A 20874-nucleotide genomic window follows, 5' to 3' on the forward strand; every position below is an offset into this window, starting at 1 on the left:
GCCAAAAGAGACGCAGAGGAAATTTAGTCTTCGTCGAGGGACAATACCTGATTCAGAGAACCCACCACCCGCCAGCGGACATTAAATTCCAGCAGGCGAACGGCATAATCCCGTTCGGTGGATTCGCCTTTACGGTAAGCAGGACGCGGATCCTGCCCTAATACCTGCGTAATGAAACGGCGCAGATGTGGATATTTTCCTGCATGTTTTGCCAGCTGTGACTCTGCTTGAGAGAGAAACTCAACGAGCATATCGGCTTGCGGGGCGTGCTGGGCAAAACCCGCACGGGCTTCAGGATGGCTTTCCGCAAAGGGCAAATACGGCTTGATATCAACAACGGGGGTGCCATCGACGAGATCAAGGCTGCCCAGTTGCAGAATCACGTTCTGCCCCTGACAGCGAATGCCTTTCAACTCCACCAAAGACATGCCCAACGGATTGGGACGAAAGGTGGAGCGTGTGGCAAATACGCCGGTACGCGTGTTGCCGCCAAGACGCGGTGGACGTACAGTCGGGCGCCAACCGCCGTCCATCGTCTGATGAAAAATGAACATCACCCATATATGGCTGAAATCTTCCAGCCCGCGTACAGCCTCGGGCTGGTTATAAGGCGCATGAAGATGTAATTCGCCACCACCATCCTGAATTAGACCCGGCTGGCGCGGAACAGCAAACTTCTCTTTATAGGGCGAATGAATGGTCCCTATTTGCTCAAAAGAAAATGAGGTCATTTAAAGGTGACATTCAGGGCAGAACCCTGACAAATTGCCTGCTGGTAGCAGCCCGGCACGCCGCCGATGATCTCGCACTGATGCAACAGCACCGCGTTCGCTTTCATATAAGAGGCGCGGGTGAGCATTCTTTTGCGCGCGGCTGCAAGACTTGGCGGCGTATCGTTTTGATCGCTCTGGCAAGACTCACCAGAAACTTCGCCCAAATCGCGGAAAGGTGTTCCGACCAGGGCTTCTGCATCTTTATACAGTTTGACGGGGGCAGGGCGAACCGGAGCCGGTTTTGGTTTGACAGGTTTTGGCTCTTCTTTAGCAACAGGTGCAGGGGGTGTTGGCTGTGAGTGTTGAGTCAGGGAACAACCCGCCAGCAAAAGTGCCGACAAACAGAGAGGTAAAGCACGCATAGTATGTCCTCTGCTTTTTTAAAATGTTTACAGGAAAGAATGTGGCGTTATTGAACCAAGGTATTGGGGAAATAACAAGGCGGGCATAAGCCCGCCTTGAATTTATTTGTGAAAGGAATAATTGCGAGAGTAATTATCAGGATGAATATTGAGTTCCTGACATTCGCGAATTACCAGCCTTTCACCGCGCCGCCGTTGAAGATCTTGTTCGCTGCAGCGTTAACTTCGTCAGACTGGTAAGCCTGAACGAATTTCTTCACGTTTTCCGCGTCTTTGTTGTCTTCACGCGCAACGATCAGGTTAACGTATGGAGATTCTTTATCTTCAACGAAGATGCCGTCTTTCTCTGGCGTCAGGTTAATCTGGCTGGCGTAAGTGGTGTTGATCACAGCCAGTGCGATTTTTGCGTCATCCAGTGAACGTGGCAGTTGTGGTGCTTCCAGTTCTACCAGTTTCAGATTTTTAGGGTTCTCAGTCACATCCAGAACTGTCGGCAGCAGGCCAACACCGTCTTTCAGTTTGATCAAACCTTGTTTTTGCAGCAGCAGCAAAGAACGACCCAGGTTAGTCGGGTCGTTTGGCAATGCAACCTGATCACCGTCTTTCAGCTCATCAACAGATTTGATTTTTTTAGAGTAACCGGCGATTGGGTAGACGAAAGTGTTGCCGACCGGAACCAGTTTATAACCACGATCTTTAATCTGTTGATCAAGGTAAGGTTTATGCTGGAAGGCGTTAACATCAATATCGCCTTTGCTCAGTGCTTCGTTTGGCAGCACGTAGTCGTTGAAAGTCACCAGCTCTACGTCAAGACCGTATTTTTCTTTTGCGACTTTCTGCGCAACTTCAGCAACCTGCTGTTCAGAACCCACAATCACGCCCACTTTAATATGGTTAGGATCCTGTTCTTTCGGCCCGCAACCAACTAAAGCCAGCGTTCCCAGAAGCGCGCCGACAACTGCAATGGATTTAAATTTAGTAGACATGTCCTTTCCTCAATAAGCGGATAAAAATTATTCACAGGGTTAGCTATAACAGCTGTTGTTTCATTATTTATGTGTGACTGCTTTTACGATGCGGTCGCCACAAAACTGAATTAAATACACCAAAACGACTAACAGGACTAATACCGTATTCATTACAGTTGCGTCATAACCGATGTAACCGTACTGATAACCGATTTGCCCTAACCCACCGGCACCGACAGCACCGCCCATAGCGGAATAACCCACCAGAGTGATCAGCGTGATAGTGGCTGCGTTGACCAGACCCGGCAAGGCTTCCGGCAACAAAATTTTACGGATTATTTGCATCGGCGTGGCGCCCATTGCGCGGGAGGCTTCCACCAGACCGCTTGGGATTTCCAACAGCGCATTCTCGACCATACGTGCGATAAACGGCGCTGCGCCGACGGTCAGAGGCACGATTGCCGCCTGCAAACCAATAGAGGTCCCGACGATCAGACGCGTGAACGGAATCATCCAGACCAGCAGAATAATAAAGGGAATAGATCGGAAAATGTTAACCAGCGCAGACATCACGCGATAAACATTTTTGTTCTCTGCAATCTGGCCCGGACGGGTGACATAAAGCAGCACGCCAAAAGGCAAGCCCAGAACAAAACCGAAGAAGCCTGAGGTCAGTGTCATAATGACAGTTTCCCAAATCCCCCGGCCCATTAACCACATCATTGGCTCAGACATAACCGAGTACCTCTACTTTAACCTGATTTTCGTGCAGGAACTGAATAGCTGCCTGAGTGTTTTCTTCTGCGCCGTGCATTTCTGTCAGCATAATCCCGAACTTCACGCCGCCGGCATAATCCATCTGAGCACTGATAATATTGTTGTTCACGTCGAAACGGCGCACGGCCTCAGAAAGCAACGGCGCATCTACAGACTGGCCGGTAAATTCCAGACGTAATAAAGGTACCCGACCGGCTTCCGGTTCAGGGAGCAGACGCACGGCGTAATCTTCCGGGATATCCAGATGCAGCGTTGACTGAATAAACTGCTGTGCCAGCGGAGTTTTAGGATGCGAGAACATCTCGCTCACTTTATCCTGCTCAATTAATTTGCCATCGCTGATCACGGCAACCTGATCGCAAATACGCTTAACGACGTCCATCTCGTGTGTGATCAACAGAATGGTTAAACCAAGACGGCGGTTAATGTCCTTCAGCAATTCAAGAATTGCACGGGTTGTCGCCGGATCAAGTGCGCTGGTCGCTTCATCGCACAGCAAGACTTTGGGATTACTGGCCAGGGCGCGCGCAATCGCCACACGCTGTTTTTGTCCGCCGGAAAGATTGGCCGGATAGGCATCATGTTTATCTTCCAGGCCAACAAGGCTCAGCAGCTCTGAAACACGTTTTTTGATTTCAGCAGAAGACAAATTATCCAGTTCCAGCGGCAGTGACACATTGCCAAAGACAGTACGTGACGACAGCAAATTAAAGTGCTGAAAAATCATACCAATTTGGCGACGTGCGCGGGTCAGCGCTTTTTCGGAGAAGGACATCAGATCCTGACCATCGACCAGCACCTGGCCTTTGGTCGGACGTTCCAGCAAATTAACGCAGCGGATTAGCGTACTTTTCCCTGCGCCAGATGCGCCGATTACGCCATAAATTTGCCCGGCAGGGACGTGAAGACTCACGTCAGAGAGCGCGACGATTTGGCGCGAACCCTGCTGGAAAACCTTGGTGATATTTGAAAGTTTAATCATATTATTTTTTATTCTGTCTTTTTGCCGTGACATGGTGAAATTAACTCTTCGGGAGCACATCCCCGAAGTATGTTGTGGATGCTAAGGCGTCTAGACGTCTAAGTCAACCAGGTTAGCATTCTCACCGGCATTGAAAACATGCGATACTGACGTCATTAACCCGCCATCAGGAGCAAATTCGTGGCACAACCCGTTTCAGCAATCTTTCTTGACCGTGATGGTACTTTGAATGTCGATCACGGCTATGTACATCAAATCGATGATTTCCAGTTTATCGATGGTGTTATTGATGCCTGCCTCAAACTAAAAGAGATGGGCTTCTTATTGGTATTAGTGACCAACCAGTCCGGTATCGCGCGCGGCAAGTTTACTGAAGATCAGTTTATGACGCTGACCGAGTGGATGGACTGGTCGCTTGCCGACAGAGGTGTGGATCTCGATGGCATCTATTTCTGTCCACACCATCCAGAAGGTACCGTTAAAGAGTTTACCCAGGTTTGCGATTGCCGTAAGCCTCTGCCGGGTATGTTTATGACGGCTAAAGAAGAGCTCAATATTGATATGGCTTCTTCTTATATGGTGGGCGATAAGCTGGAAGACATGCAGGCGGCTGCGGCTGCGGGCGTGGGAACGAAGATTTTAGTTCGTACAGGCAAGCCGGTCACCGCAGAAAGCGAAACTGCTGCGGATGCGGTATTGGAAAGCCTTGCTGCTTTGCCTTCCTTTATAGCAAAAGGGCAGAAATAAGGTTCTTTGGATAAAAAAACGGCAAACGAAATAAAACTGCATTTATTCGCTTGCCATTCAAATCCAACTCCCTATAATGCCGCTCCATCGACAGGGAACAACGTGAACAACATCACGAAGTGACCGGGTCGGAAAAGATTTAAAGCAGCGGCAACCGGATGAAATAAACGGTTGACACTGAACGAGGAAAGCGTAATATACGCCACCTCGAGTTAGCAAGCGAAAGCGCGTAACTCACTGCTCTTTAACAATTTATCAGACAATCTGTGTGGGCACTCACAAGACGATATCAGCCACTTCGGTGGCAAAAAAATATCAAGTCTTAAAGAGTGACCAAGCAGTAATTCATTTAGTGAATTATTACGAAAGTTAATTTTTGAGCACCGCTTAACTTGTTTAAGCAAATCGAACTTTTAATTGAAGAGTTTGATCATGGCTCAGATTGAACGCTGGCGGCAGGCCTAACACATGCAAGTCGAGCGGTAGCACAGGAGAGCTTGCTCTCTGGGTGACGAGCGGCGGACGGGTGAGTAATGTCTGGGAAACTGCCTGATGGAGGGGGATAACTACTGGAAACGGTAGCTAATACCGCATGACGTCGCAAGACCAAAGTGGGGGACCTTCGGGCCTCACGCCATCGGATGTGCCCAGATGGGATTAGCTAGTAGGTGAGGTAATGGCTCACCTAGGCGACGATCCCTAGCTGGTCTGAGAGGATGACCAGCCACACTGGAACTGAGACACGGTCCAGACTCCTACGGGAGGCAGCAGTGGGGAATATTGCACAATGGGCGCAAGCCTGATGCAGCCATGCCGCGTGTGTGAAGAAGGCCTTAGGGTTGTAAAGCACTTTCAGCGAGGAGGAAGGGTAATGTGTTAATAGCACATTGCATTGACGTTACTCGCAGAAGAAGCACCGGCTAACTCCGTGCCAGCAGCCGCGGTAATACGGAGGGTGCAAGCGTTAATCGGAATTACTGGGCGTAAAGCGCACGCAGGCGGTTTGTTAAGTCAGATGTGAAATCCCCGAGCTTAACTTGGGAACTGCATTTGAAACTGGCAAGCTAGAGTCTTGTAGAGGGGGGTAGAATTCCAGGTGTAGCGGTGAAATGCGTAGAGATCTGGAGGAATACCGGTGGCGAAGGCGGCCCCCTGGACAAAGACTGACGCTCAGGTGCGAAAGCGTGGGGAGCAAACAGGATTAGATACCCTGGTAGTCCACGCTGTAAACGATGTCGACTTGGAGGTTGTGCCCTTGAGGCGTGGCTTCCGGAGCTAACGCGTTAAGTCGACCGCCTGGGGAGTACGGCCGCAAGGTTAAAACTCAAATGAATTGACGGGGGCCCGCACAAGCGGTGGAGCATGTGGTTTAATTCGATGCAACGCGAAGAACCTTACCTACTCTTGACATCCAGAGAATTCGCTAGAGATAGCTTAGTGCCTTCGGGAACTCTGAGACAGGTGCTGCATGGCTGTCGTCAGCTCGTGTTGTGAAATGTTGGGTTAAGTCCCGCAACGAGCGCAACCCTTATCCTTTGTTGCCAGCGAGTAATGTCGGGAACTCAAAGGAGACTGCCGGTGATAAACCGGAGGAAGGTGGGGATGACGTCAAGTCATCATGGCCCTTACGAGTAGGGCTACACACGTGCTACAATGGCATATACAAAGAGAAGCGAACTCGCGAGAGCAAGCGGACCTCATAAAGTATGTCGTAGTCCGGATTGGAGTCTGCAACTCGACTCCATGAAGTCGGAATCGCTAGTAATCGTAGATCAGAATGCTACGGTGAATACGTTCCCGGGCCTTGTACACACCGCCCGTCACACCATGGGAGTGGGTTGCAAAAGAAGTAGGTAGCTTAACCTTCGGGAGGGCGCTTACCACTTTGTGATTCATGACTGGGGTGAAGTCGTAACAAGGTAACCGTAGGGGAACCTGCGGTTGGATCACCTCCTTACCTCAAGATACGCATTGTGCAGTGTCCACACAGATTGTCTGATAGAAAGTAACGAGCAGAAATACCTTAATAGGCTTGTAGCTCAGGTGGTTAGAGCGCACCCCTGATAAGGGTGAGGTCGGTGGTTCAAGTCCACTCAGGCCTACCAATTCCCTCCTCCTCTTCGTTGTCGCCATGTCTCGTTTGCACAAGCAAACTTCGCATGACTCCGCCTTGATGAGAAAGTAATTGGCTGACTCATCTGACTGATGAGTAATTAAGGTATCTGTAAGTGACTGTATGGGGCTATAGCTCAGCTGGGAGAGCGCCTGCCTTGCACGCAGGAGGTCAGCGGTTCGATCCCGCTTAGCTCCACCATTACCGTACAGCCTTTAAATAATACTTCAGAGTGTATTGGAAACAGTATGCTGCGAAGTATTTTGCTCTTTAACAATCTGGAACAAGCTGAAAATTGAAAGTTTACAGCTGAACATCACTCTCCGTAGAAGTACTGAGTGGTGATTAGTCTGTAACAGAGTCTCTCAAATAATCGCAATGCGATGGTGGAAACACCTTCGGGTTGTGAGGTTAAGCGACTAAGCGTACACGGTGGATGCCTAGGCAGTCAGAGGCGATGAAGGGCGTGCTAATCTGCGAAAAGCGTCGGTAAGGTGATATGAACCGTAATAACCGACGATACCCGAATGGGGAAACCCAGTGTGTTTCGACACATTATCATTACATGAATACATAGTGTAATGAGGCGAACCGGGGGAACTGAAACATCTAAGTACCCCGAGGAAAAGAAATCAACCGAGATTCCCCCAGTAGCGGCGAGCGAACGGGGAAGAGCCCAGAACCAGCATCAGTTTGTGTGTTAGTGGAAGCGTCTGGAAAGTCGCACAGTATAGGGTGATAGTCCCGTACACAAAAATGCACAGATTGTGAGTTCGATGAGTAGGGCGGGACACGTGACATCCTGTCTGAATATGGGGGGACCATCCTCCAAGGCTAAATACTCCTGACTGACCGATAGTGAACCAGTACCGTGAGGGAAAGGCGAAAAGAACCCCGGCGAGGGGAGTGAAATAGAACCTGAAACCGTGTACGTACAAGCAGTGGGAGCCTCTTTTATGGGGTGACTGCGTACCTTTTGTATAATGGGTCAGCGACTTATATTTTGTAGCAAGGTTAACCGTATAGGGGAGCCGTAGGGAAACCGAGTCTTAACTGGGCGTCAAGTTGCAAGGTATAGACCCGAAACCCGGTGATCTAGCCATGGGCAGGTTGAAGGTTGGGTAACACTAACTGGAGGACCGAACCGACTAATGTTGAAAAATTAGCGGATGACTTGTGGCTGGGGGTGAAAGGCCAATCAAACCGGGAGATAGCTGGTTCTCCCCGAAAGCTATTTAGGTAGCGCCTCGTGAACTCATCTTCGGGGGTAGAGCACTGTTTCGACTAGGGGGCCATCCCGGCTTACCAACTCGATGCAAACTACGAATACCGAAGAATGTTATCACGGGAGACACACGGCGGGTGCTAACGTCCGTCGTGAAGAGGGAAACAACCCAGACCGCCAGCTAAGGTCCCAAAGTCATGGTTAAGTGGGAAACGATGTGGGAAGGCATAGACAGCCAGGATGTTGGCTTAGAAGCAGCCATCATTTAAAGAAAGCGTAATAGCTCACTGGTCGAGTCGGCCTGCGCGGAAGATGTAACGGGGCTAAACCATGCACCGAAGCTGCGGCAGCGACGCTTATGCGTTGTTGGGTAGGGGAGCGTTCTGTAAGCCGTCGAAGGTGAACTGTGAGGTTTGCTGGAGGTATCAGAAGTGCGAATGCTGACATAAGTAACGATAATGCGGGTGAAAAACCCGCACGCCGGAAGACCAAGGGTTCCTGTCCAACGTTAATCGGGGCAGGGTGAGTCGACCCCTAAGGCGAGGCTGAAAAGCGTAGTCGATGGGAAGCTGGTTAATATTCCAGCACTTGGTGTTACTGCGAAGGGGGACGGAGAAGGCTAGGCTAGCCGGGCGACGGTTGTCCCGGTTCAAGCGTGTAGGGGGAAGAGTTGGTAAATCCGCTCTTTTGTATAACCCTGAGGCGTGATAACGAGCCACTACGGTGGTGAAGTAGTTGATGCCATGCTTCCAGGAAAAGCCTCTAAGCTCCAGGTAACACGAAATCGTACCCCAAACCGACACAGGTGGTCAGGTAGAGAATACTCAGGCGCTTGAGAGAACTCGGGTGAAGGAACTAGGCAAAATGGTGCCGTAACTTCGGGAGAAGGCACGCTGGCGCGTAGGTGAAGGGACTTGCTCCCGGAGCTGAATCCAGTCGAAGATACCAGCTGGCTGCAACTGTTTAATAAAAACACAGCACTGTGCAAACACGAAAGTGGACGTATACGGTGTGACGCCTGCCCGGTGCCGGAAGGTTAATTGATGGGGTTAGCAGCAATGCGAAGCTCTTGATCGAAGCCCCGGTAAACGGCGGCCGTAACTATAACGGTCCTAAGGTAGCGAAATTCCTTGTCGGGTAAGTTCCGACCTGCACGAATGGCGTAATGATGGCCAGGCTGTCTCCACCCGAGACTCAGTGAAATTGAACTCGCTGTGAAGATGCAGTGTACCCGCGGCAAGACGGAAAGACCCCGTGAACCTTTACTATAGCTTGACACTGAACATTGAGCCTTGATGTGTAGGATAGGTGGGAGGCTTTGAAGCGAGGACGCCAGTTCTTGTGGAGCCAACCTTGAAATACCACCCTTTAATGTTTGATGTTCTAACTCGGCCCCGTAATCCGGGGTGAGGACAGTGTCTGGTGGGTAGTTTGACTGGGGCGGTCTCCTCCTAAAGAGTAACGGAGGAGCACGAAGGTTAGCTAATCACGGTCGGACATCGTGAGGTTAGTGCAATGGCATAAGCTAGCTTGACTGCGAGAGTGACGGCTCGAGCAGGTACGAAAGTAGGTCATAGTGATCCGGTGGTTCTGAATGGAAGGGCCATCGCTCAACGGATAAAAGGTACTCCGGGGATAACAGGCTGATACCGCCCAAGAGTTCATATCGACGGCGGTGTTTGGCACCTCGATGTCGGCTCATCACATCCTGGGGCTGAAGTAGGTCCCAAGGGTACGGCTGTTCGCCGTTTAAAGTGGTACGCGAGCTGGGTTTAGAACGTCGTGAGACAGTTCGGTCCCTATCTGCCGTGGGCGTTGGAAGATTGAGAGGGGCTGCTCCTAGTACGAGAGGACCGGAGTGGACGCATCACTGGTGTTCGGGTTGTCATGCCAATGGCATTGCCCGGTAGCTAAATGCGGAAAAGATAAGCGCTGAAAGCATCTAAGCGCGAAACTTGCCTCGAGATGAGTCTTCCCTGTGGCTTTAAGCCACCTGAAGGGACGTTTAAGACTAAGACGTTGATAGGCTGGGTGTGTAAGTGCAGCGATGCATTGAGCTAACCAGTACTAATGACCCGAGAGGCTTAACCTTACAACACCAAAGGTGTTTTTAGAGATTCTGTGCAGATACTTTGATTTTCAGCTGATGTTCCGAGATTGGTTCGTAGTGCAAGCCTGAGACAGGGTAAGCGTTATGGATGAAACAGAATTTGCCTGGCGGCAGTAGCGCGGTGGTCCCACCTGACCCCATGCCGAACTCAGAAGTGAAACGCCGTAGCGCCGATGGTAGTGTGGGGTCTCCCCATGCGAGAGTAGGGAACTGCCAGGCATCAAATTTATAATGAAGAACATGTTCCTTTTCCCCTGACAAGGAAAATAACAGGAACAAACATATATCAGCCGGTTGCTGATATATGTGAAAGAACCGGTGGAGCGGTAGTTCAGTTGGTTAGAATACCTGCCTGTCACGCAGGGGGTCGCGGGTTCGAGCCCCGTCCGTTCCGCCACTAATTGCATAGACCCTGAATCGAAAGATTCAGGGTTTTTTGCGTTTAAATTTGCAATAAATTGAATATTTAATATACCGAACTCCTGATATAAAACGTTTTATCGTGTAGAAACCTTTATGTGAATATTTAAAATCAATCGATTAACTTTTTGTTGAAGATTTATCTATATAGTTGCTGTTCCTTTTTATGAAAATAATAATGTTTTCTTATTTTGACCTATTATAATCCGCTACTATTAATCCTAGAGAAACTTCAGTGACTATTTCTCGTTATAAAACTAAGATTTTTCAGATATGTATTCTGGTCGGAAATCTCTAACTCGTTGTAAAAATAACTGAAATACACTTTTCCACGCAGTAGCTTGTCAGATTACAGATGCAACTTTTAATAAAATATCATAAAGTCCTTATTCGGAAAATTCGCGAAGATTAATCATTATGAAATTCTCACTGGATATACTTGACTGGCGGGCTGTTGCGCCTGGCGTCAATAATTGTGCCGATTGGATCCAATGGGCGCAATGTTCAGGTGCGGATGCATTTTCTGGCGAAATTCCAAAGAGTGAGCAGATTCCCATGATGTCTGCGCGTCGAATGAGTATTGGAAGTCGCTTCGCCGTTGATGTAGGGCTTTCCTTGCTTGCAAAGCATCAGGTAGATGCCGCAATTTTTTCCAGCCAGCACGGTGAGCTTGAAAGAAGCTGGCGAATTTTACATGCTCTGGCCGAAGACGATGCTATTTCCCCCACAGAATTTTCGATGTCTGTCCATAACACTGCCGCCGGCTGGCTAACCATTATTAGTAAGAATCCACTGCCGGTGACTTCGCTGGCTGCGGGAAAAGACAGTTTTCAGCAGGGATTGTTGGAAGCACAAGCGATGCTGTCGGGTGATGCTTCACGCATCATGCTGGTCGACTTCGAGGGTGAGATCCCTTCCCTGTATACTGAATCGGTAAATTCCGAGTTTCTTCCTTACGCGATGGCAATAATCGTGACGGCTGGCGATACTTTGCAGTGCCAGCGTATTTCAAAAGCCGATAAGGCAGATCTGTCTGTTCTTCCTCAAGCGCTGCAATTCCTGCGAGGTTATCTTTCATCAACGCCTTTATTCACGGTCAGCGCTGATAATCGCCATCACTGGCAATGGACGCGTGAACTGTGAGCAAAGAGCCTGCTTTGATGAAGGATGTTTCCTCTTTGCCGGATCGGATATGGCGATGGTCAGTTACGGGCATTTTTTTCGCGTTTTTCGGAATTGGCGGACTGTTGCTTTCGTTGTTCTGGTTTACTCTGTTGCGGCTAATCATACGTGAGCCGGAGCAATTACATCGGATGACCCTGAACAGCATTCGTAATAGCTTTCGGCTTTTCCTCGGAGGATTGCGACTGTTTGGTGTGATGGATTACCGGTTTGTCGGAGATGAAAAGTTTCAGCAGGATGCCGGATGCCTGATTGTTGCAAACCATCCCAGCCTTCTAGATTATGTGATTCTGGCTTCGCGGATGCCGCGTTGTGATTGCATCGTCAAGCAGGCGTTGCTGAAGAACCCATTTTTGGCCGGCGTCATAAAAGCTGCCGGGTATCTGGTTAACTCCGGGTCTGAGGAGTTGCTTCAGGCTTGTGAGACGCGTCTAAAAGCGGGAGGAACGTTGCTAATTTTTCCTGAAGGAACGCGATCATTGCCTGAGAAACCGATTACGCTCCAGCGCGGAGCTGCAAACATTGCGCTCAGAGCCGGTTGTGATGTGCGGATTGTTCATATTTCCTGTCAGCCGCCAATGCTGACCAAGCAGGGAAAATGGTATGAAATTCCGCGTGTAAAACCTCAGTTTGTCATCACAGTTGCCGATAAGGTAAAGGCTGAGGATTTTTTTGATGAACAGGATCTTTCGCCTGCGCTGGCAGCAAGGCGTCTGACACAGCATTTGCGCTCTGAACTGATGCCCGGTAATACTCAAAATAATGAGAAATAAGTCATGGATTCATTAAGTAACGACATTAAAGAACTTATCATCGCGACACTCAATCTGGAGGGAATGACGCCAGACGAGATAGATACGCGAGCGCCTCTTTTTGGCGACGGATTAGGGCTGGATTCTATTGATGCCCTCGAACTAGGCCTGGCATTGAAAAAGCAATACGGCGTAATCCTTTCGGCGGAAAGTCAGGAAATGCGTGAGCATTTTTATTCTGTTGAAAGCCTTAGCCAATTTATATCAGTTCAGCGTGGTTAAAGAGATTCCTATGCAGAAGCAAGAAATTTACCAGCAGATTAGCGCGTTATTAATCAAGCTATTTGAAATTGACGAAAGTGATATCAGTCCCGATGCCAAACTTTACGAAGATTTGGAATTAGACAGTATTGATGCTGTGGATTTAGTTGTGCATCTGCAGAAATCGACGGGCAGAAAAATTAAACCTGAAATGTTCAAGTCAGTGCGAACCGTTCAGGATGTTGTTGATGCCATCGATGAATTACTTAACACGCCAGCGCAATAGTTTCTGTGCCTGAAACCCGGCGCTTTTCCCTGCAGCTTGTCACAGCGATTGCTCGCTGGGCAATGCCCGTGGCGATTATTGCATATCCTATAGCGGTATGGTGCGGGTTAAAAAACTGGGGAATGGGTATTCTTGCTCCTCTCCTGATTATTGCGTTTACTCTGCGGTTACTGACTTTTCGCGGAAAATTAAATCAGCTTACTTTCTTTGGCAAAGCCATCGCCCTCGCTGGCATTGTGTTGGTGATCATCAGTGTTTTATTGCGTGAAACATCGATGCTGTTGTATTACCCGGTGGCGGTAAATATTCTTCTTCTGGGCTTATTCTTCAGTTCATTGTTCGCCCGGCAATCACTGGTTGAACGTCTTGCCCGGCTGAGCGAGCCCGACTTGCCGCCAGAAGGTGTTGTTTATACGCGACGCGTGACGCAAGTCTGGTGCCTGTTTTTTGTTTGTAACGGATCTTTTGCTTTATATACCTGCCTGGAAGGCAATGTGTCTTTATGGGCGCTTTACAACGGTGGGATCAGTTATCTGCTGATTGGCTTATTAATGGGTATTGAATGGATAGTCAGAAAACGTCTGCGCAAGTCATGACGCTGCCAATGTGCCAATGGCTGGGCACGGAAAGAGCAGATGATCATCTGGTTGCGTGGAGTGAAACCCGAGAGCACAGGCAGCGCGATTTCCGTCGTGATGTCGCAGCGCTGTTTGCCAGAGTCAGTGCGAGTTTATGTTCGCGCTGGGCGCTGTGTCTGGAAGATAACTATTCGTTCGCTGTGGCCTTATTGGCCGTTCTTTACAGCGGAAAAACGCCTGTTCTGCCCGGCCATTTTCGTCAGTCTTTGCTAACGGAGCAGTGCGATGAATTCGATGCTCTGATCACTGACCTGCCCTTGCAACTCAACTGTCCTGTCCTTCGTTTTCCGTTTTTTGCGGATGAAATGCTTCTGGTTTTGCCCGCATTTCCAGAAAATGCATCGCTGATCTTGTTCACTTCCGGATCAACCGGAAAACCGCAGAAAATTATCAAACCGGTCTCTTGTCTTGAGCGTGAAAGCCAGTGGCTCTCAGCGCAGTGGGGTGCTGAGCTAGCCGGTTCCCGGTTCGCCGCCACGGTGGCACCTCATCACATGTACGGCCTGAGCTTTGCGTTCATGTTGCCGCTGTCCCTTGGTTTGCCGTTTGCGACCAACAGTGTCCAGTACCATGAGCAACTGCGGTCACTTGCAGCGAAAATTCCACTGGCGTTTGTCAGCAGCCCGGCCTTTCTCAAACGTCTGGACGCCACATTAGCGCCGGTCACATTGCGTGAAGTTTTTTCCGCAGGCGGCCCTCTGGAAAGCGATACGGCGCAGTTAGTGAAAGAGACATGCGGTTGCCCGCCAACGGAAATTTACGGCACTACCGAAAGTGGTGTTATCGCTTTTCGCCAGCAAACTCAGCCTGGCGAAGCCTGGACGTTGTTCGACAACGTAGATTTACGGCATCAGGCAGATGGCACCCTTTCGCTGATTTCCCCGATTATCCCGCAGCCGGAAGGCATTGCTCTCAATGATAAGATAAAACTGTCGCCTGAGGGTTCACGTCATTTTGATCTGCTGGGACGTAAAGACCGGATCGTCAAAATTGCTGAACAGCGGATCTCGCTGGATGAAATTGAGCAACGCTTACGCGCACTGGACCTTCTGACTGATGCCTGTGTTTTGACCATTGAAAAACAGCGCCGGGTTTCGGTCGCAGCGGTGATTGTACTGAGTCATACGGGTGATGCATTATTGCAGGCTGAAAATCGGAATGTCCTCTTTGGGCAGATCCGCCATGCTCTGAGGGAATGGTTATCTCCGGTTTCGCTGCCCCGGTACTGGCGTATTGTTCCGGCGATCCCACTTAATCAGCAAGGAAAACGCGCAACTGCTGAATTACAGGAAATGTTTTTATGATGAAGCCCGAAGTCCTGAGCCTGCATAAAAGCAGCGAAAACAGTCTGCTTCTCGAATTGAGGCTCTCAGCGGATTTGTTCTGGTTTCGCGGACATTTTCCTACGTATCCGTTGCTTCCTGGCGTCACGCAGGTGAACTGGGTGATGGAGTATGCGGGCGAGGTTTTAGGGCTGGATAAGGTTTTCTCGGGTATGGAAGTGGTGAAGTTTCAGCGGCCACTTTTGCCGGGTGAAACCGTCAGCCTGCACATTGACTGGCTTAAAGAAAAACACCGGCTGGTTTTCCGTTACATCCTGGGCGAAACCATTGCCAGCAGTGGAAAAATCACATTATGCCCGTAACGTCCACCGTGCTGTTTGCGCCCTGTCTGATTATCCCGTGCTACAACCACGGGCCGATGATGGCCGGTGTGCTGGATAAACTCCGGTCTTTCGGGTTGCCGTGCATTGTGATCGATGATGGCAGCGGGGCGCAAACGGCGGACGAATTAAAACGTCTGGCGCAGATAACACCGTGGATGAGCCTGACGCGCCTGTCAACGAATCAGGGCAAAGGAGCCGCCGTCATGGCAGCCTTGCGGCTGGCGGCTGAAAAAGGGTTTACCCACGCCATGCAGGTTGACGCAGACGGTCAGCACCAGCTTTCCGACGTTCCTCTCATGCTGGAGGAAGCGCAGAAATATCCGGATTGCCTGATCTCCGGTCAGCCGGTGTATGACGAAAGCGTGCCGAAATCACGTCTTTATGGTCGTTATGTCACGCATTTCTGGGTCTGGATCGAAACCCTGTCATTTTCCCTTAAAGATAGCATGTGCGGATTTCGCGTTTATCCGTTGCAGCCTTGCCTGAGGCTGATGGACAAACAGCCGCTGGGTTTACGCATGGATTTCGATACCGAAATCATGGTGCGGCTTTACTGGCAGGGGACGCGCAGCCGCTTCCTGCCGACGCGCGTCACCTATCCGCAAGATGGCGTTTCGCATTTTGATGCGGTCAAAGACAACATTAAAATCTCGTGGATGCACACCCGCCTGTTTTTCGGCATGTTGCCGCGCATTCCTTTTTTGCTGCGCCAGAGAAAAACGCAGCAAAGCGATCCGCACTGGTCGGTAACGCGCGAACGCAAAGGGCTGTGGGGCATTCGTCTGATGCTGAAGATTTATCGGGTGCTGGGCTACCAGGTTTTCCAGTTACTGCTTTATCCGGTGATTGGCTATTTCTGGCTGACGGGCGGAAAACAGCGCAAGGCGTCGGCCGCGTGGCTTGAGCGCGTCCGCGAAATTGCGACACAGCGCAATATCGCGTTGCCATATCCGTTAAGTACATTCCGGCATTTCATGCGGTTTGGCGAATCGATGCTGAGCAAACTGGCGAGCTGGCAGGGCGATAAAACCCTGAATGACGCGGTGCTGGTGAATCCCGATGTCTGTGAAGCGCATATTGCATCGGGTCGCGGCACGTTGATCCTCGCCTCACATCTCGGCGACATCGAATCTTGCCGCGCCATAGGCGCGCTGAACCACCGGATCACCGTGAATGCGCTGGTTTTCACCGAAAATGCCGAACGCTTTAATCAGGTAATGAAAGAAATTAACCCGCAGGCGCTGGTGAATCTGATTCAAGTGAGCCAGATGGGGCCTGAAACCGCCATGCTGTTGCAGGAAAAACTCGATGCCGGCGAATGGGTGGCGATTGTGGGCGACAGAACGTCCGCCAGTCGTCATCAGCGCGGTGAGCATTCCCGCGTTATCTGGAGTGATTTTCTCGGTAAACCGGCGGCTTTCCCGCAGGGGCCTTTTATTCTGGCTGCCGCCCTGAAAGCGCCTGTGGTGCTGATGTTTGGCATCAGACAGGAACGGCGTCTGCATATTTACTGCGAATCTTTTGCCAATCCGCTGATTCTGCCCCGCGCAAATCGTCTGCCTGCATTGCAGGAAACCGTCGACCATTACGCCGCGCGTCTTGAGCATTACAGCCTGCTGGCACCTCACGACTGGTTTAATTTTTATGATTTCTGGCAGCATCGCGCAGATGACGCCTCTGACAGGAAACCTGACTGATATGACATCCAAACTTGATCCGCGCTTCAACGACCCGCGCTTTTCCACCGTGGTCGAAATCACCGTGCCTTTTCATGATGCCGATGCGATGGGCGTGGTCTGGCACGGCAATTATTTCCGTTATCTGGAAGTTGCGCGTGAGCAATTACTGAAACAGTTCGATTATGGCTATCGTCAGATGGAAGCCTCCGGTTACGTATGGCCGATTGTGGATACGCGCGTCAAATACATTGCGCCCGTTTTGTTCGAACAGCGGATTGCCGTTCACGCGCAGCTTGAAGAAATCGAAAACCGCCTGCGCATCGGCTATCAAATCTATGATGTCGCAACCGGCAAACGGACGACGACGGGCTACACGTTGCAGGTCGCCGTGGATGCTCAAACCAAAGAGATGTGTTTTGTTTCGCCGCAGGTTCTTTTCGATAAAACAGGAGTCAGTCTGTGAAGTCACTTCTGTTCATTTTACTCGCCGTGTTCAGCGTGGCCGCGCAGGCCGTGACGCTGGATGATTTGCAGCAACGTTTTAGTCAGGTGCCTGTGCTGCGTGCCGAATTCGCGCAGCAGAGAACCATCAGCGGGATGGCGCAGCCGCTTAACTCCGGCGGGAATTTACTGATTGCCCAGAAACAGGGGCTTTGGTGGCAGCAGGAAAAACCGTTTCCCCTGACGTTACTTCTGACCGAAACCCGCATGGTGCAAATCATGGCAGGCCAGCAGCCGCAGGTGGTGACGGCCAGCAATAATCCGCAGATGTTCCAGTTCAACTCCCTGCTGAGCGCGCTATTTCATGCAGACCGTCGCGTGCTGGAAGAAAACTTCACGCTGGATTTCACGGATAAAGGGCAGGGCGCCTGGACGCTGGTGCTGGTGCCAAAAGTTTCGCCGCTGAACCGCCTTTTCCGCCGCATCACCCTGAACGGGGAAACCTTCCTGAACAAGATTGATATCGATGACATGCAGGGCGACGCGACGCACATCCGTTTCTTCAACCAGAAAACGACGCCTGCTGAACTGACTGACGCCGAGAAACGCCATTTTGCATCCTGATCTTCACCGCAGGCTGGCGCAAATCTGGCTGCTGATTATTGCGTTGCTCGTCGCCGCGCTGGTCTGGTTGCTACCGCGCAGCCAGATTAACAGCAGCGTGCTGGCGCTTCTGCCGCAGCAACAGACGGCCGGTCTTCCTCCGGCGATTTCTGATGGCTTTACGCAGCGGCTTGATCGCCAGTTAATGTGGCTGGTCAGCCCGCCGGAAGGCGCGGGAGTAAAACCTCTTGAGGACTGGCTGAAACAGCTGCGATCGCTTACTGCGCTGAGTCAGGTAGAAGGGCCGATGGATGAGGCGCGTCAGCAGGAATGGGGCGCGTTCTTTTTCCGGCATCGCAATGCTCTGCTTGATGACGCTACCCGTCAGCGCCTGAGCGCCGGTGCTGAACAGCAAAGCCAGTGGATCATGGGGCAGGTTTATTCTGCCTTTGCCGGTGTCAGCGGGAAAGAGCTGGCTAACGATCCTTTGTTGCTGGTGCGTGCCTCACAAATGGCGCAGCAGCAAAACAGCGGCGGCATGACACTCGATCAGGGCTGGCTGATGACGCGCGATCAGCAGGGGCGCAGCTGGTATTTGCTTCACGGTGAGCTGAATGCGTCGTCCTATGACATCACCAGCGCGAAGCACACTGTCGCTGAACTGAATGCGGTCAGACACGCTTTTGAAGCGCGCTGGCCGGGCGCGAAAGTGCTTGAGCGCGGCACGATTTTTTACAGCAATTATGCCAGCCAGCAGGCTGAGCATGATCTATCTACCATTGGTGCGGCCTCGGTTATCGGCGTCTTTCTGCTGATTCTACTGATGTTCCGCTCCGTGCTGCCGTTGCTGCTCAGCCTGCTTTCAATCGGCATTGGCGCGCTGTCGGGCACGGTATTTACCCTGTGGGTCTTCGGTGAAATACACGTGATGACGCTGGTGCTGAGCGCCAGCATTGTCGGGATTTCTGCCGACTATACTCTTTACTTCCTCACTGAACGGCGTGTTCACGGTGAAACCAGCACGCCGCTCGAAAGCCTGAAAAAGCTGTTCCCGGCGTTATCTGCGGCGCTGCTGACTACGGTCGCGGCCTACCTGATGTTGCTGATTGCGCCGTTCCCCGGCCTGCAACAGCTGGCAGTTTTTGCCGCCGCCGGGCTGAGCGCGGCCTGTATTACCGTCATGTGCTGGTATCCGTATTTATCGGCGCGTTTGCCGGTCGGGCCGACGCCAGGCCTGGTGCTGATATTGAAATGGTTGCTGGCATGGCGCAGCCGCAAACCGGTTCGCTTTGGTCTGCCCGTTTTGATTTTAGCGCTGGCGGCGGGCGGCATTTATCAGCTCAAAATCAATGATGATATTGCCGATTTACAGACGTTACCGGCAGACTTACAGCAGCAGGAACAGCAGATTGCCGCGCTGACCGGGCAAACTAACGATCAGAAATGGCTGATCGTTTACGGCGATACGGCGGAGCAGACGCTTCAGCGTCTTGAAGCCTTACGACCAAAACTGGAACAGGCGAAAACGGATGGCGTGATTGCAGGTTACCGGGCGCTCAGCCTGCCGTCGCAATTACAGCAACAAAAAGATCTCGCGTTGCTCCGTCTGCGTGCGCCGCAGATTATTGCGCAGTTGCAGCAGGCCGGTATTTCGGTCGCCACGCCGGATCTCAGCCCGCAAACGGCAGATGTTCCGCTCTGGCTTAACAGCGTGGTCAGCCAGGGCTGGCGCTTACTGTGGCTGTCTTTACCGGACGGGCGCAGCGCGACGTTAATTCCGGTCAGTGGCGTTCACGATACCGCCGCCGTCGCCGCGCTGGCGGCGTCTTCCCCGGGAACCGGCTGGATTGACCGCAAGTCTGAATTCAGTGAACTGTTTTCTCAGTACCGCGTTTATCTCACTTATCTGCTCGGGCTGGCCGTGACGGTCATTGCCGCGATTTACCTCTGGCGTTTCCGCCTGCCGCACGGCCTGATTTGTCTGGTGCCGACGCTGCTTTCGCTGGGAATGGGCATCGCCGCGCTCGGTTACAGCGGTCATCATCTCAACCTTTTTTCATTGCTGGCGCTGATTCTGGTTCTGGGGATAGGCATCAACTACACCCTGTTTTTCACCAATCCGCGCGGGACGCCGACCACCTCGATGTTTGCTATTTTTATGGCTGTCGCGACCACGTTACTGACGTTCGGCATGCTGGTGTTCAGCTCCACGCAGGCGATCAGCAGTTTTGGTATTGTGCTGAGTTCCGGCATATTGACGGCATTTTTGCTGTCGCCGCTGACGTTACCCGCTAAAAAAAGAGGACGTAAAAAATGATCCGCTTCACGCTGCCGGTTCTGGCACTGCTGATTTTGATGTCTGGCGGCTGTGCCTCGCGTCCTCCTGCCGAAACGCTGGCGCAGGCCTGGCTGAAACCGGGCGTGCAGGTGAAATTACCCGCGCCGGTGCTGGCAACGCCGGTCAGTCAGCAACAATTACTGACGGCAACGGTGAACGGAAAGCAGCAGTCTTTGCTGGTACTGCTCAACGCCGACGGCAAATCTTTGCAACTGGCCGGGCTCTCACCGTTGGGGATCCGTCTCTTTAAAGTGGTCTACGATCAAACCGGCATCCATACTGAACAGACAATAAAGATTGAGGGTTTGCCTCCGGCAAATCAGGTTCTGGCCGATATTATGTTCAGCTACTGGCCGGTGGAAAGCTGGCAGCCGCTGTTGCCGCCGGGCTGGACGCTGAAAGATCAACCTCTGCGCCGCACGTTATCGGATGCCAAAGGCAACACCATCACCCGGATTGACTATCTGCCGGAGGGCAAAACACAGCGGCCTGTTTCGATTACCCAGATGGCGTTCCATTACCAGATCACTATCCAGAATGTCGGTGAATAA

At 51.4% G+C, this 20874-nt stretch carries 18 protein-coding genes, 3 tRNA genes and 3 rRNA genes; 19 read left to right on the forward strand and 5 right to left on the reverse strand.

The features are described from left to right. Positions 1–23 precede the first annotated feature (23 nt). From tsaA to metN, 5 genes are all read right to left on the reverse strand, one after another. Positions 24–731, reverse strand: a complete 708-nt coding sequence (tsaA, locus tag ACM5QY_RS09050; protein WP_416120303.1) for a tRNA (N6-threonylcarbamoyladenosine(37)-N6)-methyltransferase TrmO — start codon at positions 729–731, stop codon at positions 24–26. Then, a complete protein-coding gene (gene rcsF / locus ACM5QY_RS09055; protein WP_416120304.1) occupies positions 728–1135 on the reverse strand; it encodes an Rcs stress response system protein RcsF in 408 nt (135 codons plus the stop codon). Before rcsF ends, tsaA begins: the two co-directional genes overlap by 4 nt. A 170-nt stretch (positions 1136–1305) precedes the next feature. Next, positions 1306–2121 (reverse strand): MetQ/NlpA family lipoprotein, encoded by an 816-nt coding sequence (locus tag ACM5QY_RS09060; RefSeq protein WP_416120305.1) that lies wholly within the window; start codon positions 2119–2121, stop codon positions 1306–1308. A 63-nt stretch (positions 2122–2184) separates the two neighbouring features. After that, positions 2185–2838, reverse strand: a complete 654-nt coding sequence (locus ACM5QY_RS09065) for a methionine ABC transporter permease MetI (RefSeq protein ID WP_104924647.1) — start codon at positions 2836–2838, stop codon at positions 2185–2187. Then, positions 2831–3862 (reverse strand): methionine ABC transporter ATP-binding protein MetN, encoded by a 1032-nt coding sequence (metN, locus tag ACM5QY_RS09070; protein ID WP_416120306.1) that lies wholly within the window; start codon positions 3860–3862, stop codon positions 2831–2833. Before metN ends, ACM5QY_RS09065 begins: the two co-directional genes overlap by 8 nt. 180 nt (positions 3863–4042) lie before the next feature. Between metN and gmhB the strand changes: the two genes are divergently transcribed. The 19 genes from gmhB to ACM5QY_RS09165 all read left to right on the forward strand — a co-directional run bounded on the left by gmhB (position 4043) and on the right by ACM5QY_RS09165 (position 20874). Beyond that, positions 4043–4609 carry a D-glycero-beta-D-manno-heptose 1,7-bisphosphate 7-phosphatase gene (gmhB, locus tag ACM5QY_RS09075; protein WP_416120307.1) on the forward strand — a complete coding sequence of 189 codons (567 nt, stop codon included), beginning with the start codon at positions 4043–4045 and terminating at the stop codon, positions 4607–4609. A gap of 414 nt (positions 4610–5023) precedes the next feature. Beyond that, positions 5024–6566: ribosomal RNA gene (locus tag ACM5QY_RS09080) — 16S ribosomal RNA — on the forward strand. A 71-nt stretch (positions 6567–6637) separates the two neighbouring features. After that, a tRNA-Ile gene (locus ACM5QY_RS09085) sits at positions 6638–6714 on the forward strand. Positions 6715–6847: 133 nt separating this feature from the next. Next, positions 6848–6923: transfer RNA gene (locus ACM5QY_RS09090), tRNA-Ala, on the forward strand. Positions 6924–7131: 208 nt separating this feature from the next. Continuing rightward, positions 7132–10039 (forward strand): 23S ribosomal RNA (locus tag ACM5QY_RS09095). A 121-nt stretch (positions 10040–10160) separates the two neighbouring features. After that, positions 10161–10276 (forward strand): 5S ribosomal RNA (gene rrf / locus ACM5QY_RS09100). Together the 16S, 23S and 5S rRNA genes with 3 tRNA genes alongside form the textbook arrangement of a ribosomal RNA operon. 101 nt (positions 10277–10377) lie before the next feature. Then, positions 10378–10454: transfer RNA gene (locus ACM5QY_RS09105), tRNA-Asp, on the forward strand. A gap of 440 nt (positions 10455–10894) precedes the next feature. Then, positions 10895–11620, forward strand: a complete 726-nt coding sequence (locus ACM5QY_RS09110) for a beta-ketoacyl synthase chain length factor (protein WP_416120308.1) — start codon at positions 10895–10897, stop codon at positions 11618–11620. Positions 11621–11637: 17 nt separating this feature from the next. After that, positions 11638–12432, forward strand: a complete 795-nt coding sequence (locus tag ACM5QY_RS09115) for a lysophospholipid acyltransferase family protein (protein WP_416122854.1) — start codon at positions 11638–11640, stop codon at positions 12430–12432. Between the two features lie 3 nt (positions 12433–12435). Further along, positions 12436–12693 carry a phosphopantetheine-binding protein gene (locus ACM5QY_RS09120; protein WP_416120309.1) on the forward strand — a complete coding sequence of 86 codons (258 nt, stop codon included), beginning with the start codon at positions 12436–12438 and terminating at the stop codon, positions 12691–12693. 10 nt (positions 12694–12703) lie between these two features. Beyond that, complete coding sequence (locus ACM5QY_RS09125) at positions 12704–12958, forward strand: acyl carrier protein (protein WP_152324699.1); 255 nt, start codon at positions 12704–12706, stop codon at positions 12956–12958. Positions 12959–13020: 62 nt separating this feature from the next. Further along, positions 13021–13554, forward strand: a complete 534-nt coding sequence (locus ACM5QY_RS09130) for a COG4648 family protein (RefSeq protein WP_416122855.1) — start codon at positions 13021–13023, stop codon at positions 13552–13554. Next, positions 13521–14900, forward strand: coding sequence for an AMP-binding protein (locus ACM5QY_RS09135; RefSeq protein ID WP_416120311.1), 1380 nt, complete (start codon positions 13521–13523; stop codon positions 14898–14900). Before ACM5QY_RS09130 ends, ACM5QY_RS09135 begins: the two co-directional genes overlap by 34 nt. Further along, entirely contained in the window at positions 14897–15241 is a 345-nt protein-coding gene (locus ACM5QY_RS09140) for a 3-hydroxyacyl-ACP dehydratase FabZ family protein (RefSeq protein WP_416120313.1), read from the forward strand. The genes ACM5QY_RS09135 and ACM5QY_RS09140 overlap by 4 nt, the downstream gene beginning before the upstream one ends. Beyond that, positions 15232–16959 carry a glycosyltransferase family 2 protein gene (locus tag ACM5QY_RS09145; RefSeq protein ID WP_416120314.1) on the forward strand — a complete coding sequence of 576 codons (1728 nt, stop codon included), beginning with the start codon at positions 15232–15234 and terminating at the stop codon, positions 16957–16959. Before ACM5QY_RS09140 ends, ACM5QY_RS09145 begins: the two co-directional genes overlap by 10 nt. Position 16960: 1 nt before the next feature. Beyond that, the gene (locus tag ACM5QY_RS09150; RefSeq protein ID WP_416120315.1) at positions 16961–17404 is read left to right on the forward strand and encodes an acyl-CoA thioesterase; all 444 of its coding nucleotides are present in this window, start codon (positions 16961–16963) and stop codon (positions 17402–17404) included. Beyond that, positions 17401–18006 (forward strand): LolA family protein, encoded by a 606-nt coding sequence (locus ACM5QY_RS09155; RefSeq protein ID WP_416120317.1) that lies wholly within the window; start codon positions 17401–17403, stop codon positions 18004–18006. The genes ACM5QY_RS09150 and ACM5QY_RS09155 overlap by 4 nt, the downstream gene beginning before the upstream one ends. Next, a complete protein-coding gene (locus tag ACM5QY_RS09160) occupies positions 17996–20302 on the forward strand; it encodes an MMPL family transporter (RefSeq protein WP_416120319.1) in 2307 nt (768 codons plus the stop codon). The genes ACM5QY_RS09155 and ACM5QY_RS09160 overlap by 11 nt, the downstream gene beginning before the upstream one ends. Further along, positions 20299–20874: a DUF3261 domain-containing protein gene (locus ACM5QY_RS09165; RefSeq protein ID WP_416120321.1), complete on the forward strand. Its 576-nt coding sequence runs from the start codon at positions 20299–20301 to the stop codon at positions 20872–20874. The genes ACM5QY_RS09160 and ACM5QY_RS09165 overlap by 4 nt, the downstream gene beginning before the upstream one ends.

The organism is Rahnella sp. PCH160, assembly GCF_047784855.1.
Taxonomy (GTDB): Bacteria; Pseudomonadota; Gammaproteobacteria; order Enterobacterales; family Enterobacteriaceae; genus Rahnella.

Excerpts from the sequence above, each read along its gene's own strand:
- rcsF (WP_416120304.1), bottom strand. The coding sequence starts at position 1,135 with ATGCGTGCTTTACCTCTCTGTTTGTCGGCACTTTTGCTGGCGGGTTGT.
- ACM5QY_RS09060 (WP_416120305.1), bottom strand. The coding sequence starts at position 2,121 with ATGTCTACTAAATTTAAATCCATTGCAGTTGTCGGCGCGCTTCTGGGA.
- ACM5QY_RS09110 (WP_416120308.1), top strand. The coding sequence starts at position 10,895 with ATGAAATTCTCACTGGATATACTTGACTGGCGGGCTGTTGCGCCTGGC.
- tsaA (WP_416120303.1), bottom strand. The coding sequence starts at position 731 with ATGACCTCATTTTCTTTTGAGCAAATAGGGACCATTCATTCGCCCTAT.
- ACM5QY_RS09120 (WP_416120309.1), top strand. The coding sequence starts at position 12,436 with ATGGATTCATTAAGTAACGACATTAAAGAACTTATCATCGCGACACTC.
- ACM5QY_RS09165 (WP_416120321.1), top strand. The coding sequence starts at position 20,299 with ATGATCCGCTTCACGCTGCCGGTTCTGGCACTGCTGATTTTGATGTCT.
- ACM5QY_RS09150 (WP_416120315.1), top strand. The coding sequence starts at position 16,961 with ATGACATCCAAACTTGATCCGCGCTTCAACGACCCGCGCTTTTCCACC.
- ACM5QY_RS09065 (WP_104924647.1), bottom strand. The coding sequence starts at position 2,838 with ATGTCTGAGCCAATGATGTGGTTAATGGGCCGGGGGATTTGGGAAACT.
- ACM5QY_RS09135 (WP_416120311.1), top strand. The coding sequence starts at position 13,521 with ATGGATAGTCAGAAAACGTCTGCGCAAGTCATGACGCTGCCAATGTGC.
- ACM5QY_RS09125 (WP_152324699.1), top strand. The coding sequence starts at position 12,704 with ATGCAGAAGCAAGAAATTTACCAGCAGATTAGCGCGTTATTAATCAAG.
- ACM5QY_RS09115 (WP_416122854.1), top strand. The coding sequence starts at position 11,638 with ATGAAGGATGTTTCCTCTTTGCCGGATCGGATATGGCGATGGTCAGTT.
- ACM5QY_RS09145 (WP_416120314.1), top strand. The coding sequence starts at position 15,232 with ATGCCCGTAACGTCCACCGTGCTGTTTGCGCCCTGTCTGATTATCCCG.
- metN (WP_416120306.1), bottom strand. The coding sequence starts at position 3,862 with ATGATTAAACTTTCAAATATCACCAAGGTTTTCCAGCAGGGTTCGCGC.
- ACM5QY_RS09140 (WP_416120313.1), top strand. The coding sequence starts at position 14,897 with ATGATGAAGCCCGAAGTCCTGAGCCTGCATAAAAGCAGCGAAAACAGT.
- ACM5QY_RS09130 (WP_416122855.1), top strand. The coding sequence starts at position 13,021 with ATGCCCGTGGCGATTATTGCATATCCTATAGCGGTATGGTGCGGGTTA.